The 17,974-nt window shown below is 34.8% G+C and carries 14 protein-coding genes; 13 read left to right on the top strand and 1 reads right to left on the bottom strand.

Annotated elements, in window-relative coordinates:
- The first annotated feature begins 15 nt into the window (after nt 1–15).
- The 7 genes from ruvA to ACFO5O_RS09255 all read left to right on the top strand — a co-directional run bounded on the left by ruvA (nt 16) and on the right by ACFO5O_RS09255 (nt 12,518).
- A complete protein-coding gene (gene ruvA, locus ACFO5O_RS09285) occupies nt 16–597 on the top strand; it encodes a Holliday junction branch migration protein RuvA (RefSeq protein ID WP_387963088.1) in 582 nt (193 codons plus the stop codon).
- Nucleotides 598–602: 5 nt separating this feature from the next.
- The gene (gene sov / locus ACFO5O_RS09280) at nt 603–7,814 is read left to right on the top strand and encodes a T9SS outer membrane translocon Sov/SprA (RefSeq protein WP_387963086.1); all 7,212 of its coding nucleotides are present in this window, start codon (nt 603–605) and stop codon (nt 7,812–7,814) included.
- 59 nt (nt 7,815–7,873) lie between these two features.
- A complete protein-coding gene (gene gcvH / locus ACFO5O_RS09275; RefSeq protein ID WP_387963084.1) occupies nt 7,874–8,254 on the top strand; it encodes a glycine cleavage system protein GcvH in 381 nt (126 codons plus the stop codon).
- Nucleotides 8,247–8,609 (top strand): VanZ family protein, encoded by a 363-nt coding sequence (locus tag ACFO5O_RS09270; RefSeq protein WP_387963082.1) that lies wholly within the window; start codon nt 8,247–8,249, stop codon nt 8,607–8,609. The genes gcvH and ACFO5O_RS09270 overlap by 8 nt, the downstream gene beginning before the upstream one ends.
- 63 nt (nt 8,610–8,672) lie before the next feature.
- Nucleotides 8,673–9,395: an energy transducer TonB gene (locus ACFO5O_RS09265; RefSeq protein WP_387963080.1), complete on the top strand. Its 723-nt coding sequence runs from the start codon at nt 8,673–8,675 to the stop codon at nt 9,393–9,395.
- 113 nt (nt 9,396–9,508) lie between these two features.
- Nucleotides 9,509–10,297, top strand: coding sequence for an energy transducer TonB (locus ACFO5O_RS09260; RefSeq protein ID WP_387963078.1), 789 nt, complete (start codon nt 9,509–9,511; stop codon nt 10,295–10,297).
- A gap of 115 nt (nt 10,298–10,412) precedes the next feature.
- On the top strand, nt 10,413–12,518 hold the full coding sequence (locus ACFO5O_RS09255; protein WP_387963076.1) for a gliding motility protein RemB: 2,106 nt from the start codon (nt 10,413–10,415) through the stop codon (nt 12,516–12,518).
- A 5-nt stretch (nt 12,519–12,523) separates the two neighbouring features.
- Here ACFO5O_RS09255 and ACFO5O_RS09250 read toward each other — a convergent pair whose 3' ends face one another.
- A complete protein-coding gene (locus ACFO5O_RS09250) occupies nt 12,524–13,405 on the bottom strand; it encodes an MBL fold metallo-hydrolase (protein WP_387963074.1) in 882 nt (293 codons plus the stop codon).
- 147 nt (nt 13,406–13,552) lie between these two features.
- Between ACFO5O_RS09250 and cyoE the strand changes: the two genes are divergently transcribed.
- From cyoE to ACFO5O_RS09220, 6 genes are all read left to right on the top strand, one after another.
- The gene (gene cyoE, locus ACFO5O_RS09245) at nt 13,553–14,443 is read left to right on the top strand and encodes a heme o synthase (protein ID WP_387963072.1); all 891 of its coding nucleotides are present in this window, start codon (nt 13,553–13,555) and stop codon (nt 14,441–14,443) included.
- A 3-nt stretch (nt 14,444–14,446) separates the two neighbouring features.
- Nucleotides 14,447–15,028 carry a cytochrome c oxidase subunit 3 gene (locus ACFO5O_RS09240; RefSeq protein WP_387963070.1) on the top strand — a complete coding sequence of 194 codons (582 nt, stop codon included), beginning with the start codon at nt 14,447–14,449 and terminating at the stop codon, nt 15,026–15,028.
- Between the two features lie 46 nt (nt 15,029–15,074).
- On the top strand, nt 15,075–16,052 hold the full coding sequence (locus ACFO5O_RS09235; RefSeq protein ID WP_387963068.1) for a cytochrome c oxidase subunit 3: 978 nt from the start codon (nt 15,075–15,077) through the stop codon (nt 16,050–16,052).
- Between the two features lie 20 nt (nt 16,053–16,072).
- Nucleotides 16,073–16,453 (top strand): cytochrome C oxidase subunit IV family protein, encoded by a 381-nt coding sequence (locus ACFO5O_RS09230; protein ID WP_387963066.1) that lies wholly within the window; start codon nt 16,073–16,075, stop codon nt 16,451–16,453.
- Nucleotides 16,454–16,521: 68 nt separating this feature from the next.
- Complete coding sequence (locus ACFO5O_RS09225; RefSeq protein WP_387963064.1) at nt 16,522–17,241, top strand: hypothetical protein; 720 nt, start codon at nt 16,522–16,524, stop codon at nt 17,239–17,241.
- The gene (locus ACFO5O_RS09220) at nt 17,231–17,974 is read left to right on the top strand and encodes an SCO family protein (protein WP_387963063.1); all 744 of its coding nucleotides are present in this window, start codon (nt 17,231–17,233) and stop codon (nt 17,972–17,974) included. The genes ACFO5O_RS09225 and ACFO5O_RS09220 overlap by 11 nt, the downstream gene beginning before the upstream one ends.

Below are 17,974 nucleotides of genomic sequence, written 5' to 3'. Positions count from 1 at the left end.
AACCAAAGTTACTAGATGATTACACATATTGAGGGGAAATTAGTGGAAAAAAATCTAACGGATGTTGTTATAGACTGCAATGGTGTTGGATACTTACTTCATATTTCATTACATACATATTCTCAAATACTTGATCAAGAACATATTAGACTGTACTCTTATTTGTTAGTAAAAGAAGATTCACACACATTATATGGTTTTTCTTCTATCGCCGAACGTGATATTTTTAAACTCTTAATTTCAGTTAGTGGGGTAGGTGCAAGCACAGCTAGAACGATGTTGTCTTCTCTAACACCAAAACAAGTACGAGAAGGCATTGCTGTTGGAGACGTTGCCTTAATTCAATCTATAAAAGGGATAGGAGCTAAAACAGCACAGCGTGTTATTCTAGATTTAAAAGACAAAATTTTAAAAGTCTATGATTTGGATGAAGTTTCACTTCGACAGAACAATACCAGTAAAGATGAAGCGTTATCTGCATTAGAAGTGCTTGGATTTGTTAGAAAACAATCCGAACGTGTTATAGATAAAATTATATCCAATAAGCCAGATGCTAATGTAGAGACCATTATAAAGGAAGCTTTAAAAAACTTATAAACGATTTGAGTACCACTAACTATACTTTATCAACATCTTTAAACCGTTTTCTATTAATCAATGCACTATTGTTGATTAGTGGTTTAGCTTATTCTCAACAAACTCCAGTACCTCAAGATACTACAAAAACAGGATTTTCTCTTGGGAGAATTAATATGCCTAACCCTGATAGTATAATATCAAAATATACTTACGACCCTATTTCAGACCGCTATATTTATACCGAAACAGTAGGGAAATTTAATATAAATTATCCAATAATTTTAACCCCTGCCGAGTATCAACGACTGGTGATTCTAGAAAGTCAAAAATCGTATTATAAGCAAAAAATTGATGCGGCAGACGGTAAGAAGGCAGGCAGTGAAGACATACAGAAAAATTTACTTCCAGAGTTTTATGTGAATTCTGGTTTTTTTGAAAGCGTTTTTGGTAGTAATACTATAGAAGTTATTCCTCAAGGTTCTGTCGAAATGGATTTAGGCGTACTTTTCACAAAACAAGATAACCCTACATTTTCACCAAGAAATCGAAGTAATTTTACCTTTGATTTTGATCAGCGCATTAGTCTAAGTTTATTGGGTAAAGTTGGTACTCGGTTACAGGTTACTGCCAACTACGATACACAATCAACCTTTGACTTTCAAAACCTCGTAAAGCTGGAATATACACCAGATGAAGACGACATTGTTAGAAAAATTGAAGTAGGTAACGTAAGCATGCCACTTAACAGTTCCTTAATTACGGGAGCACAAAGTTTATTTGGGGTAAAAACAGAATTGCAATTTGGTAAAACTCGAGTGACTGCTGTGTTTTCTGAACAAAAATCCCAATCGCGTTCGGTTATTGCACAAGGTGGTGGTACTTTAGAAGAGTTTCAGTTTTTTGCAAGAGATTATGATGAGAATAGACACTTCTTTTTAGCACAATACTTTAGGAATAATTATGATGCTTCAATGCGTCGTTATCCATTCATAGATAACAATATTCAAATTACCAGAATAGAGGTTTGGGTAACCAACCGTAGTAACCAAACCGATAACGTGAGAAACGTTGTTGCTTTTCAGGATTTAGGAGAATCAGATGTGATAGGTTTAGATAGTCCTCCAGCAGGATTTGTTAATGTTGGAGCTAATCAACCGCCAAACAACCCTAATAACGACTTCGATCCAAAAAACATTGGAGGCGCTGGGTCTCAATTAACACAAGCAGTTAGAGACATTACCACAGTTGAACAAGGGATTTTACCAACCGCAAATGAAGGCTTCGATTTTGGAAAACTAGAAAACGCAAAAAAATTAATACAAGGTCAAGATTATACACTTAATACCAGACTTGGTTATATTTCTTTAAACCAACGGTTATTAAATGATGAGGTTTTAGCCGTTGCTTTTCAGTATACCATTGGTGGTACCGTTTACCAAGTAGGAGAATTTGCTAATGATGGGGTGAATGCTACTGACGTAAGTACAGATCAAGGAACAGGAAATCAGATTGTGAATAACAACAACTTGGTTTTGAAAATGCTAAAAAGTGCACTTACAAACGTTGATGAACCTATTTGGGATTTAATGATGAAAAATATCTACGATACGGGTTCTTTTCAATTAAGCAAGGAGGATTTCAAACTTAATATTTTTTATACTGAAGCTTCACCGTTAAATTATATTTCTCCGGTTGAAGGCACTGTGTTCCCGAGATTTGATAACAATACCCCATTCGACCCAAATGACGATAGTGAAATTATTGATACACCTTTAATTCGATTGTTCCATTTGGATCGACTTAATTACAATAACGATCCGCAAGAAGGGGGTGATGGCTTTTTCGATTTTGTACCGGGACTAACCGTTTTAACACAAAACGGTAAAATTATTTTCACGAAAGTAGAACCCTTTGGGAAGTATTTATTTGATGTATTAAGTGACCCAAAGGTGCCTACAGATTATGAAGATGATGTCTATGCTAACCCCAATCAAGAAAAATATGTATACGACATTCTATATAAAAAGACAAAAACTGCTGCCTTAAATGAAGCCGAAAAAAATAAATTCCAATTAAAAGGGCGCTATAAATCTTCTGGTGGTGATGGAATTTCTGTTGGCGCATTTAACGTGCCTAGGGGGTCGGTTAAAGTAACTGCTGGAGGACGCGTTTTGGTAGAAGGAATTGATTATACAGTTAACTATCAGCTAGGGCGTGTACAAATTTTAGATGAAGCTTTAAAAGCATCAAATACGCCAATTAATGTGTCTGTAGAAAATAATGCTGTATTTGGTCAGCAAACTAGACGTTTTACAGGTGTGAATATTGAGCACCAATTCAATGAGAATTTCGTTTTAGGAACTACTTTATTGAATTTAAATGAACGACCTATTACTCAAAAAGCTAATTACAATTCAGAGCCAATTAACAATACCATTTTTGGACTCAATGGTAATTACTCAACTGAAGTCCCTTTTTTAACACGTTTAGTTAATAAACTACCGAATATTGATACAGATGTGCCTTCTAATTTATCTATTAGAGGCGAGTTTGCTTATTTGGCTCCAGGAGCGCCTAAAGGCACTAATTTTAATAATGAGGCAACCGTATATGTAGATGATTTTGAAGGAACGCAAGGGGCTATAGAGTTATTGAGCCCACTTTCTTGGGTCCTTTCTAGTAGGCCAAGAACGGTTAATAATGTCAATGAAGATGACCCTGTCAACAATCCGGGTATTCAAAATGGTTATGATCGAGCCTTATTAAATTGGTATACCGTTGACCCTATTTTCTATAGTAGCCAACGCCCAAGTGGTGTCACTGAAGAAGACGTTTCTAGTCTTTACACCAGAAGGGTTTTTATTGATGAGATTTTTCCAGAGCGGGATATAGTTCAGGGGCAACCTACAGTGATTAATACCTTAGATCTTGTGTTTTATCCAAATGAAAGAGGGCCATATAATTTTGATCCAACAGCTGCTGATGATATTATCGATAACCCAACTCGAGCGTGGGCAGGAATTACGCGACAAATTACCTCTACCGATTTCGAACAAGCTAATGTGGAGTATATTGAGTTTTGGCTTCAGGACCCGTTTTTAGATAATCCTACAAATCCCGGGGGAACCTTAAGTATCAACCTTGGTAATATTTCTGAAGATATTTTAAAGGATGGTAAAAAAATGTATGAGAATGGGCTTCCGGAAAATGGCGATATTTCTTCCTTAACTCCAGTTACTGCTTATCAAACAGTTGTGCCACGAAATCAATCACTCATATATACCTTTTCAACATTAGGTGCCGAACGTGACAATCAAGATGTTGGATTAGATGGTTATGACGATGCGGAAGAAATCGCGCAGTTTGGAGCAAATTTTGGAGAAGACCCTTCCAAGGATAATTACACTTATTTTTTAAATGCCGAAGGAAACATTTTTCAACGCTATAAAAAGTATAATGGTTTACAAGGCAATTCGCCAGACACCTTTACTCAAACCAATAGAGGTGCTGCACCTCAACCTGATGTTGAAGATATTAATAGAGATAATACCATGAATACTATAGATAGTTACTATGAGTATTCAGTTAATATTACACCATCAACATTGAACGAAAGCAATCTTCGAATTAATGATATTAAAACCCGTAATGTTACACTTCCTAATGGGCAGACCAGAGAGGTGAAATGGTATCAATTTAGAATTCCAATATCTGAACCTACTAAAGCTATTGGAGGAATTACCGATATTAGGTCGGTACGTTTTGCAAGATTATACCTAAATGGATTTTCCCAAACAACAGTCATGCGTTTTGCAACATTAGATCTTGTGCGAAGTGATTGGAGACGTTACACTTTAGATTTAGATCAAGATCCAAATAACAATAGCTCTAATGCCGAATTCAATGTAGGGATTGTTGGACTTCAAGAAAACGAAGGGAATTATGTATTGCCTCCGGGAGTAGAGTTGGAGCAACTCAATAACAACAACAATATTATTCGTCAAAATGAACAATCGCTAGTACTTGAAGTATGCGAGTTAGAGCCTCGCGATTCAAGAGGGGTGTTCAAGAATATAAGCGTAGATATGCGCCAATATAAAAAGCTGCGTATGTTTATGCATGCCGAAGATGGTGAAACTGGAAGCTTAGGGCCTGGTGATTTGGTTGGGTTTATCAGAATGGGGAATGACTTATCTCAAAATTTTTATCAAATAGAATTACCTCTAGATGTCAAAAGTGGATCATCACGTGAAGATGTATGGCCTAATGAAATTAATTTAGATTTAGAAGTGCTTCAACAAATAAAATCATTAGGAATCATTAATGGTACTTTGGCGAATCCTAACCCTACATTTTATGATGTAACTCCAGATGGTCCTGTGGTTGTGAATGAATTTGACCCACATATTTTAGGACAGCAACGTGTTGCTATTAGGGGTAATCCTAATTTTGGTGACGTTAGAGTCCTTATGGTTGGAGTTAAGAATCCAGGTGCTGGTAACATCCCAATGAATCAGTGTGGTGAAGTTTGGTTTAATGAATTACGCCTTTCAGACCTAGACAACGAAGGCGGTTGGGCAGCTATTGCGAGTGTGGATACCAACCTCGCAGATTTTGCAAATATCAGTGCCACAGGTCGACAAAGCACTACTGGTTTTGGGTCTATTGAGCAACGTCCTAATGAGCGCAGCCGTGAAGATGTAAAGCAATATGATGTTGTGACAAACGTAAATCTAGGGCAGCTTCTTCCTAAAAAATGGGGTATTCAAGTGCCATTTAATTATGCGCAGAGCGAAGAAATTATTACGCCGGAATATGATGAGTTTTATAGAGACATTAAACTTCAAACCCAATTAGATAATTCACCAAATAAAGATTCAATATTAACCGTAAATGAGAATTATACCAAGCGTAAAAGCATCAATTTTATAGGTGTTAAAAAACAACGTATGGGTGAATCTAAACCTCGATTTTACGATGTAGAGAATTTCACATTTAATTATTCATATAATAAAGTAGAACATAGAGATTTTGAAATTGAGAATTCTTTGGATCAGAATATAAGAGCGGGTGTAAATTATAATTACAGCTTTAATCCAATAGTGATTGAACCTTTCCTTAAAAATGATTCTATTTTCAATGGTAAATATTGGAAAATCCTCAAAGATTTTAACTTTAATTTACTGCCTACAAGTTTCTCCGCCACCAGTGATATTATTAGGCAATTTAGCAAGCAAAAATTTAGAGAAGTTGACTTAACGGGTAACAATATTGGGTTAGAAGAATTGTTCAGAAGAAACTACAATTTCAATACCCAGTATGCTATTAATTATAATATTACCAAGGCATTGAGTTTAAGCTTTAATGCAGCGAATACCAATATTGTCCGAAATTATTTCATCGATGACCGCCTCAATGGGCGACAGGACCCAAATCTCGATGTGTGGGATGGGTTTTTCGATTTTGGAGACCCCAACATTCAAAACCAGCAATTGCAGTTAAATTATGAAATTCCCTTATATAAAATACCAACTTTTAATTTCTTGAGGGCGACCTATTCCTATACAGGAGATTTTCAGTGGCAAAAAGGATCTGATTTAAATAATAATCTTCCGTTTACTGAAAAAGACGGTTCTGTAACGACGTACAATCTAGGTAACTCCATTCAAAATGCAAATACACACAATATAAATTCGACATTGAATATGGAAAATTTATATAGGTATTTGGGATTGGTTAAAAAGCCAGCAGGACGTAATGCAGTTGCTAATCGTCAACGGGTAGCTGCACCGGCACTGGATAGAAATGGGAATCCAACATCTAATCAGCCTCAAGGTCCTGCAAAATCTGGTGCGGGCACCAAAATCTGGAATACTACTATTGATATCTTAACCAGTGTTAAGCGTATTCAGGTTAATTATACCGAAAATAATGGAACCTTTTTACCAGGGTATTTACGAACCCCAGGTTTTATAGGAACCTTAAAACCAACTTTTGGATACACCTTTGGAAGTCAAAGCGATATTAGAGACCTTGTTGCTCGCAATGGATGGCTAACAGTTTTTCCTAACTTTAACGAACAATACACCGAAGTCACCAATCGAGTTTTAGATGTTTCTGCAAATTTAGAACCTGTAAAGGATTTAAAAATTGATTTAAATGGAAGTAGGACGTATTCAGAAAACCTTTCAGAAAGTTTCAATTCTACAGATATTGATGGAGACGGATTTAGTGACACCTATAATTCATTAATTAGAAATTCATTCGGAAATTTCAATATTTCAACTGTTTTAATAAAAACTGCTTTTAGTAAAAGTGACGAATTACAATCGGATCCTTTTAATGAATTTAGGGCCAATAGATTGATTATTGCAAATCGTTTAGCACAACAGCGTGGTATTGATATTTCCAATCCAGCTAATTTAGATGCCGAAGGTTATCCAATTGGTTATGGTAAAAATAGTCAGGCCGTACTGTTGCCTGCATTTTTATCTGCGTACACTGGACAAAGTGCCGATAAAGTTAAGTTAACTGCGTTTAGGGAAGTGCCAATTCCTAATTGGCAACTAAAATATACGGGTTTCATGAAGTATAAATGGTTTAAAGATAAGTTTAGGCGTTTTTCATTAACCCATGGTTATAGATCGAGTTATACTATAAATCAGTTCAGAACCAATTTGGATTATGACCCTGAAAATCCTGACGATTTAAACCAAGGTGGCAATTTTAAAAACCCAGTATTATTTAGTAATATTAATTTAGAAGAACAATTTAGCCCCTTGGTACGTATTGATTTTGAGATGAAGAATTCGGTAAAGGTCCTTGCCGAAATTAAAAAAGACCGTATTTTATCTTTAAGCTTCGACAATAATTTAATGACCGAAATTCAAGGAAAAGAATATATTCTAGGGCTTGGTTACCGTATAAAAGATGTTAGGATTCGATCTAAACTTGCGGGTCCTGGACAGATCATTAAAAGTGATTTGAATATGAAAGCTGATGTTTCGGTTAGAGATAATAAAACTATTATTAGATACTTGGATTTAGAAAATAATCAAGTGACATCGGGTCAAACCATCTGGGGAATAAAATACTCTGCCGATTACGCCTTCAGTAAAAACCTAACAGGAATATTCTATTTTGATTATTCGTTCTCTGAATATGCAATATCAACGGCGTTTCCACAAACCACCATTCGTTCTGGCTTAACATTACGATACAATTTTGGAAATTAAGTGTTGATATTCCGTTATTAAAAAATTACATTTGTCACATAAATAATTTTATCATTAAAATGAATATACCATCTAACTTAAAATACACCAAAGATCACGAATGGGTCAAGGTTGAAGGAGATACTGTAACTGTTGGAATCACAGATTTTGCACAAGGCGAATTAGGCGATATTGTTTATGTTGAAGTTGAAACTGTTGACGAAACATTAGACGCTGAAGAAATTTTTGGAACCGTTGAAGCAGTAAAAACTGTTTCAGATTTATTCCTACCAGTATCAGGAGAAATAATTGAATTCAACACGATTTTAGAAGATGAGCCAGAAAAGGTAAATTCTGACCCTTATGGTGAAGGCTGGATGATAAAAATAAAATATTCAGACGCTTCTCAATTAGAAAACCTATTATCTGCAGATGATTATAAAGCGTTAATTGGTGGCTAAACATTTAGCATTAACTGTATTAGTACTCTATGTTGCTTTATTAACCTTTTTTAGCCTAAAAAGTATAGGGGAACTACCACCAATAGGCTTTGCCTTTGACGACAAAATTTATCATTTTTTATCGTATATGCTGCTTACAAGTTTGTGTTATAATTATTTTAGAAACACAAACAGGAGTTTTCCCATTTTGATTTCCATAATGATTTCAATTATTTATGGTGTTCTAATAGAATGGCTTCAAGGGATTACCTCAAATTTAAGAATTTCAGATGCTTATGATGTAGTAGCAAATATTTTAGGTACAATTTTTGCTGCCATAGTATTAAGCCAACTAAAAAATGTAAAGTTAAAATAAAACAAACCCTTGCTTTTTTAACAATTTATTGGTTAATTTAGCAATCCTTAAAACGTTTAAGACATGGAACCGAAAAAAAGTATAAAAGCAGATGTAGGAAGAAACAGTTCAATTTATTTCGCTGTTGGTCTTGCATTGATGTTAGCGGTAACTTATTTAACGATTAATTACAAGACTTACGATAAGTCTAATATTGATATTGGTCAGTTAAATTTAGATGAAGAGCTAGAAGAAGAAATCCCAATTACTGAACAAATTCAAACACCACCACCTCCACCACCTCCACCAGCGGCTCCAGAGGTTATTGAAATTGTTGAGGATGAAGAAGAGGTAGAAGAGACAGTAATTGAGTCAACTGAAACCGATCAGGAAGAAGAGATTGTTAAAGTTGAGGAAATACAAGTTGAAGAGGTTGAAGAAGATATTGAGGTTCCATTCGCGGTTATTGAAAATGTACCAGTATTCCCAGGTTGTGAGAACGAAAGTGGAAACAATGCTAAAAAAGCCTGTATGTCTGAAAAAATCGCTGAATTTGTCAATAAAAAATTCAACACAGATTTAGCTGGAGATTTAGGTCTATCCGGAAGACAACGTATCAACGTCATCTTCAAAATTGATAAAAACGGAAACGTAACGGGTGTTAGATCAAGAGCACCGCATCCAGCATTGGAAAAAGAGGCTGCAAGAGTAATTAATTTACTTCCTAAAATGAAGCCTGGAAAACAAAGAGGTAAAGCAGTAATTGTGCCTTATTCGCTTCCAATCGTGTTCCAAGTTCAAGATTAAATTATAGTATTTTATAATATTCAAAATCCCGTCTAATTAATTAGACGGGATTTTTACTTTTGGTATGCTTATTGCGATTTTATCATAATATTAACATTTTAATTTTAAGTATTATGAAAAATTTTAAAGAAGCGCGACATATTGCTGGTCAGAGCAATACAAACGTGCGAAAAACGCAAAAGCACGAAGTAAATTTACAAAAAAACTCCACGCTTTACTTTCAGGTAGGTTTAATTATATGCTTACTTGTTGTTTATGGTTTATTTGAAATGCGGTTTGAAACTAAATTCGCAACCGTTGATCAAGTCTTGAAATATGATGATTTAGAAGAAATCGATATCAAAAATTTTAAAGTCTTTCAGGAAGAACAAAAAGTCGAACCACGAAAAGAGGTTCAAACCATTGGGAGTAAAGATTTTGATATTAAGGAAGATGATTTTATTCCTTCTGAATCACTAAAAACATTAATAGCAGATCCAGTTACTCCCACAGCACCAATCGATCCAGGAAGTATTGAGGTGCCAAAGATTTTCGATGAACCCGAAATCTTTAATATCATTGGAGTAGAGCAAGTGCCCATTTACCCAGGTTGTGAATCAGCCAACACTAACAAAGCCAGAATTAAATGCATGAACGAAAAATTAGCCACATTAGTTCAAAGAAAATTCAATACAGATTTGGCGTCTGGTTTAGGACTTGAAGGCACACAACGTATTAACGTGCAGTTTAAGATTGACGCAAAAGGAAATATCATAGACATTCAAACCAGAGCACCACATCACGAATTGGAACAGGAAGCCTTGCGTTTGGCAAGTAAAATACCAACCATGAAACCAGGGATGCAACGTGATAAGCCGGTAACGGTTATGTATAATTTACCCATAATTTTTAAAGTGCATTAAATAATTACACCGATATTGTAAAATGACCGTTATCAATCATTTGATGACGGTTTTTTTATGATGGTGTTTTGAAAAAAATAGTATCTTTCAGCAATCAAATGCTCGCATCGACCTTATGAAGAAAGTCTTCCTCATTTTAATTCTATTTTCCTGCATAAAAATTAATTCACAGTCTGTAGAAACCTATGAAAAACCACCAGTGTTTCCAGAATGTGAGTCGCAACCCATAAATAATTTAAAAGCTTGCTTCAATTCAAAGCTCAATCAACATATCTATTCCAATTTTAAAGTACCACAGATTGTACATGACGACAATTATAAGGGAGATGTAAAAGTGCTGTTTGAAGTAACCACTGAAGGTGAAATTAAAGTAATATATATTGATGCCACCTATGAGGCTTTAAAAGTTGAAACTAAAAGGGTTTTTGAAGAATTGCCCAAAATTACTCCCGGAACTTATAATGGAAGGCCTATATATTTTCAATACTCTTTGGCAATAAAAATACCATTGGTAAACCCCGAGATAGTTGCACAAGAGCAACAAGAGCTCAAATCAAAAGGAGTAACCGATTTAAATGAAGTGGTTTCTCAAGAATACGATAGCATAAAAACCAATATCGTAGACTATGAAAACTTGGAGTATAAAAGTCAGTTAAATATTCCATTTACCCATACGTATTATGCACGATTTGATGCTAACATGAATGCCTTGGGAACCAATAGCCATACGGCTGCGAAGCCCTATTTATTTGATGAGGTTGCTCGTTATTATGATTTCGAAGCAGAAAAAAAAGCAGTTGCCAAAACTTCCAATACTTGGGCTGGTCGCAAGTTATGGAATGAGCATTTGGTTCAGGTTCAAGGTAAAGACTATTGGTTTACCATAGACCCTATTTTTGACTTACAAGTTGGTAAAGACACTGATGCAGATTTCAACACAACCTTTAATAATACACGAGGCATTTATGTGCAAGGTGGACTTGGTAAACGTTTTAGTTTTTCTACTTCGGTGTATGAGAGTCAGGGACGGTTTGCGCAATATTATAATGAGTATGCTGAAAGTTTAAAGGCATTTGGTCCTGATCCAGCCATTATTCCTGGTCGTGGAATTGCAAAACGGTTTAAAGAGGATGCTTATGATTATCCTGTAGCCGAGGCCTATTTATCCTATTCCCCTGCAAATTTTATCAATATACAATTTGGTCATGGCAAAAATTTTATAGGTGATGGTTATAGGTCACTTCTGCAAAGTGATGTTGCAAGCCCATATCCGTTTTTAAAGTTGAATACTAAATTCTGGAAAATAAAATATACGAATACTTGGATGTGGTTAAGAGATGTTCGTCCTGAAGTGACTGAAGATGGCGCGTTTTTAACCAAATATATGGCCAATCATTATTTGAGTTGGAATGTTTCAAAACGTTTGAATATTGGATTGTTTGAATCGGTTATTTGGACCAACTCCAATGATAGAGGCTTCGATTTTAATTATCTCAACCCATTAATTTTTTATCGCGCCATTGAGTTTGAAACCGGTCAAGGTGCAGGTAATGCCATTGTTGGGGCTTCAGTAAAATATAAATGGAACAATAAAGTAAATTTATACGGCCAGTTTATTTTGGACGAGTTTTCATTAAACGATATCAAGGGCGGTGATAAAAGTTGGAAAAACAAATACGGCTATCAGATAGGCGCTAAATATTACGATGCCTTTAAGGTGGATAATCTGTTGTTACAAATAGAGTATAATCGAGTTCGTCCGTACACCTATTCGCATAATACCATTGTTCTTAATTATGGACATAATAACCAACCTATGGCCCATTTATGGGGTGCAAATTTTAGTGAAGCCATTGTAATTGGCCGTTATAATTACCAAAGATGGTTTGCCGATGCTAAATTGGTTTTTGGAAAGCGTGGATTTGATTTTAACGAAAGTGGCAACAATTTTAGTTATGGTGGTGATATCTACCGAAATTATAACGATAGACCTGCTGATACTGGTATAAAGGTTGGACAAGGCATAACTACGAATACATTCAATGCCGAATTACAGGCAGGCTATATTGTAAATCCGGTAAGTAATTTAAAATTGTTTACCAATATTAGTTTTAGAAATTTTAATCCAGATGCGACCACGGCAACTACCTTTAAATCAAACACCACATGGTTTAATATTGGCTTGCGAACCGATTTGTTTAACTGGTATTACGATTTTTAAAAAGATTATTCCTTCAAACTTTTATAAAAGGTACGTTTAATTTTCTCTGAATTTATAAAATTCCAGCCATAGCCTAAATCGTCATAAGTTTTGGTTAAACTCTGGTCGGCAGCAACTTCATCTTCGGTTTTCCCTTTATTGATTTCTGCCATGATGATGGATTTAAGGTCTTCGAGCATATTCAAAAACGCTTGGTACTCCGCTTTATTGGACAGATTACCATGGCCGGGAATAATTTTGGTGTCGTCATTAATAGCGTTTAACCCCATCTTCACGGCTTCAATATAACCATTAACACTTCCTCCAGAGCCCAAATCGATGTAAGGATACCTTCCGTTAAAGTAAACATCACCTGTATGCAGCACATTACTTTCATTAAAATATAAAAAGGAATCGCCATCAGTATGGGCGTGATGCGCATGAAAAATGGACACCTTTTCACCATTTATATATAAACTTAACCTATCATTAAACGTAATGATGGGCAACCCTTGCTTAGAAGTTTCATCAGCTTCGGAATTTGAATTTTCTAATCGATGCCTAACGTTATCATGAGCTATAATGGTTGCACCAAGCTCTTGCATATTAGCATTGCCACCGGTATGATCATGGTGGTAATGTGTATTCGCCAAAAATTTAATGGGCTTGTCACTAATACGCCTTATAGCTGCTTCAATTTTGGGAGTTAAAGGCGCAAATTGGTCGTCAATGACGAACACGCCATCATCACCTGCAGAAACCCCAATATTACCTCCAGCACCAACTAACATATACACATGATCTGAAAGTTTGGTGGTTTCTATGGTGACGTTATCAAAGTTTTGGCTAAAAGCCAGATTTGAATAAATAAAAACCACAGAGATGGTGAGTAGAAATAATGATTTCATTTTGAAAATGTTTTTTTGAAAAGTCTACTAAAGATACTAAAACTTGTAATGACTTAAAAAATATTAATTTACTTATGTGAAGGATTGCTCAAGACCAATTTTACAAGTATCTTTGCCAACGCAAACAAAGCATCAAAATTACAAGTATTGAGTACTAAAAATTCTGCAATTTCAGTAACCTCTATAATTTCTGATTTCAAGGAAATTACTAAAATAAGACTTTCAGTTAGTGTTGTTTTTTCTTCCATTGCCGGGTATTTATTAGGAGCACAAACCGTCGATTTTTATACCTTATTGCTTTTGGCGTTTGGAGGTTATTTTATGGTTGGAGCTTCCAATGCTTTTAACCAGATCATAGAAAAGGATTTGGATGCCTTAATGGATCGCACCAAAAACAGGCCCATTCCAGCTGGAAGAATGTCGGTTAATACAGCCTTTATTATTGCTAGTGTATTTACCATTCTTGGAATTATAACATTGTATATTATTAACCCAAGAACAGCAATGTATGGGGCAATATCTATATTTTTGTATACCTGTGTGTATACACCATTAAAAACAAAGACACCTTTAGCAGTATTTGTTGGGGCTATTCCAGGAGCTATTCCATTTATGTTAGGATGGGTAGCGGCGCGTAACGATTTTGGAATTGAACCTGGGACGCTATTCGCCATTCAGTTTTTGTGGCAGTTCCCACATTTTTGGGCTATTGGTTGGTTTTTATTCGAAGACTATAAAAAAGGAGGGTTTTTTATGCTCCCAACGGGGAAGCAGGATAAAGGCACGGCTGTTCAAGTCATCATGTACACTATTTGGACCATTCTAGTTTCTATTATTCCAGTGTTTGGGGTGACTGGTGACTTATCGCTTTCAATAGTTGGTGCAATATTGGTTTTCGCTCTTGGGTTGTTTATGTTGTATTACGCTTTCGAATTATTTAAAAAACGAACTGTTAAAGCTGCTAGACAATTAATGCTGGCAAGTGTAACCTACATAACGCTTTTGCAAATTGTTTACGTTTTAGATAAGTTTATATAAATTATGGATTTAACAGAAGGAACTTTAGAAGAAAAAAATAACAGAGCAAAGAAGATGATGCTTTGGTTTGGCATTGGATCATTGTTTATGTCCTTTGCGGGCTTAACAAGCGCAGTAATAGTAAGTAGTAAACGACCAGATTGGCTTAAGAATTTTGAACTTCCAGAAGCCTTTATTATAAGTACAATTATTATTATTTTGAGCAGTATAAGTTTTATACTTGCTAAACGCGCTTTAAAAAAGGAAAAAAGGCAGCAAACTACAATTTGGTTGTTTGTTACTTTAACGCTGGGAATTGCTTTTATATATAGTCAAATAACAGGGTTTAAACAGATCATTGAGGCAGGTTATAATTTCACAGGACCAACCAGTAATGTGACCATGAGTTTCATTTATGTGATTGCTGTGTTTCATATTTTACATGTATTGGCAGGCTTAATCTCTCTAATTGTAGTAATTTATAATCATTTTAAACAAAAGTACAACGCTTTAAAAATGCTAGGTTTGGAACTGTCAGCTACGTTTTGGCACTTTGTAGACCTATTATGGCTGTTTCTCTTTTTGTTTTTATATTTCTTTAGATAAATAAAATCATTATTTTTGTGCAACTTTTACAAACTAATCACTTAATATGGATACGACAGTTGTAAACACTGAAACAGAAGCAAAAACTTGGGGTGGTGGAAATCAACCACTTAATGCCAGTTATGGTAAAATGATGATGTGGTTTTTTATCGTTTCAGATGCTTTAACATTTTCTGGATTTTTAGCCGCGTACGGGTTTTCGAGGTTCAAGTTTATTGAATCTTGGCCTATTGCCGATGAGGTATTTACACACATTCCTTTTTATCATGAGCCTGCTCCAATGATATATGTGGCATTCATGACCTTTATCTTAATTATGTCTTCTGTAACCATGGTGTTGGCAGTAGACGCAGGTCATCACATGAACAAGGCCAAAGTAACATTTTACATGTTCTTGACCATTATTGGCGGTTTAATATTTGTTGGATCTCAAGCTTGGGAATGGGCTACATTTATAAAAGGTGATTATGGTGCCGTACAAACTAAAGGTGGAAACATTTTACAATTTGTAGATACCGATGGTCATCGTGTAGCCTTGAGTGATTTTGCTATTTCAAGTTCAAATGACCGCGTACAGCATGAACGAAAAGATGGTATTTGGTTTTTATCTGAAGGAACTTTGCCTTCATATACTGTTGATGAGGTCTACAAAGGACTTGAAGCCAATCCAAATATTTTAGTTAGAACCCAATTGCTGGATGAGAATGGACACAAAACGGTGTTGAGTAGAGAAGAATCAATTGAGCAGTTAAAAAATAATGGAAAGATCGTAGTTGAAGGTGCAAATCTTCATGTTAATGAATATGGAACTTCACTATTTGCTAATTTCTTTTTCTTTATCACAGGGTTTCACGGATTTCACGTATTTTCTGGAGTTGTTATTAATATCATTATTTTCTTTAATGTTATTTTAGGAACTTATGAAAAACGAAAAAACTATGAAATGGTCGAAAAAGTAGGACTGTATTGGCACTTTGTAGATTTAGTTTGGGTATTTGTATTTACGTTCTTCTACCTAGTTTAATTTTATATCAGTAAGCAAAAATGGCACACGCACATAAATTAGAAATATTAAGAGGATTAATTAAGTTCAAATCAAACACCCAAAAAATTTGGGGAGTGTTAATCTTATTGTCAATTATCACTGCGGTTGAAGTAGTTCTCGGTATCTATAAGCCAGAATCATTGATGGCTAAATTTATAGGGATGAAAATCCTAAACTGGATATTTATCATATTAACTATAGTAAAAGCCTATTATATTACCTGGGATTTTATGCATATGAGAGATGAAACAGCAAGTTTGAGACGCATGGTGGTGTGGACTGCTGTATTTTTAATTTGCTACCTTATTTTTATCTTATTACAAGAAGGCGGCTATATTGAAGGCATCTACTCTTCTGGGTATGTTAAAAGAGATTTCTAAACTGTTTTTGTTTAGTAAAACATAGATTAAAGGTAGTTTTTTAAACTGCCTTTTTTTATTTTTGCATCGTGAAAAAACAACGATTTAAACGAAATGCAGTTTTAGGAATATTATTCTTTCTTCCTGTACTGTTTTTGTTGTTCTTATACCCTTCTTCACATAATTACGAGCCGTTGAATATCGTTAATGAAAATGTCAAAGAGTTAAATAATTTTGATTCTTATACTGACAATAACATTCAACTTAAAGATCATATAACTGTGCTGGGGTTTTTTGGACACCAACCCAAAGATCACACAATAGCAGCCTTAAATTTAAAAGAGTTAGTCTATGATAAATTTAAAGGCTTTAAAAAATTCCAAGTGGTTATTGTTATGCCTATAGGCACAGAAGCTGAAGTTAAAACACTTAAAACTAAAGTGAATAATTATGAAGAGGTTAAATTCTGGCATTACGTTTTTGGAACACCAACCCAAATTAAAGGTCTTTATGAGAGTTTAAAAACCAACTCAAATCTATCTGAAAACCTTTCAACTGAAGATATCTTTATTGTTGATAAAGATTTAAACCAGAGAGGGAGAATAGATGATCGAACAAAGCGAGAACTTGAATCCAACAAACCATACTATTCATTATTCTCATATAATTGTATCGATATAGACGCTATTAAGAATAAAATGAGTGAAGATATGAGGATTCTGTTTACAGAATATAGACAAAAACGAAAAGGTGATTTTGATTCATCTCAACGAAGAGCTAACGATTTAAATAAAAACGATGAACAATAAAACCAATTATTCATACATAGGAATTGCATTTGTGATTCTTGTTTTTGGGATACTTTTTGTTCCAAAAATTGTAGACAGAATAGCCAATGATGACGTTACTAGAAAAGAAAGCAGAAGTGATCAAGTAACAGACAAAACACATAATTCTGATTTAGAATATTTGATAATTAATGGTAAGCCAAAAAAAGTACCACCATTTAGTTTTACCAATCAACACGGTAAAACCATAACCAATGAAGATTATTTGGGTAAAGTTTATGTAGTTGAATTTTTCTTTACTACCTGTCCTACTATTTGCCCTAGAATGAATAAAAACTTAGTGCAAATTCAAAATACTTTTGAAGGTATTGAGAATTTTGGTGTAGCATCATTTACCATCAACCCTACCACAGATACGCCTGAAGTTTTAAAAGCCTATGCTGATCATTATGGAATTACCAACCCCAATTGGAATTTACTCACTGGTGATCAGGATGAAATTTATGCCTTGGCAAACGAAGGTTTTCCGTTATATGTAGCACAAGATGCAGAGGTTGAAGGTGGGTTTGAACACTCTGGCCATTTTGCTTTAATTGATAAAGAAGGTTTTATTCGTTCAAGAATAACTAATGGAAATCCATTGATTTTCTATAATGGAATTATTTCAGAAGAAGAGCAAATGGACGACGAAGGCCAAACTGAACAAATTAGCATGTTAAAAGAAGACATCGCCATACTATTAAAAGAAAATTAA

The organism is Geojedonia litorea (assembly GCF_042654525.1).
GTDB lineage: Bacteria > Bacteroidota > Bacteroidia > Flavobacteriales > Flavobacteriaceae > Geojedonia > Geojedonia litorea.
The sequence above is the reverse complement of the archived record's forward strand: the minus strand, read 5'-3'. Positions and strand labels throughout refer to the sequence as shown.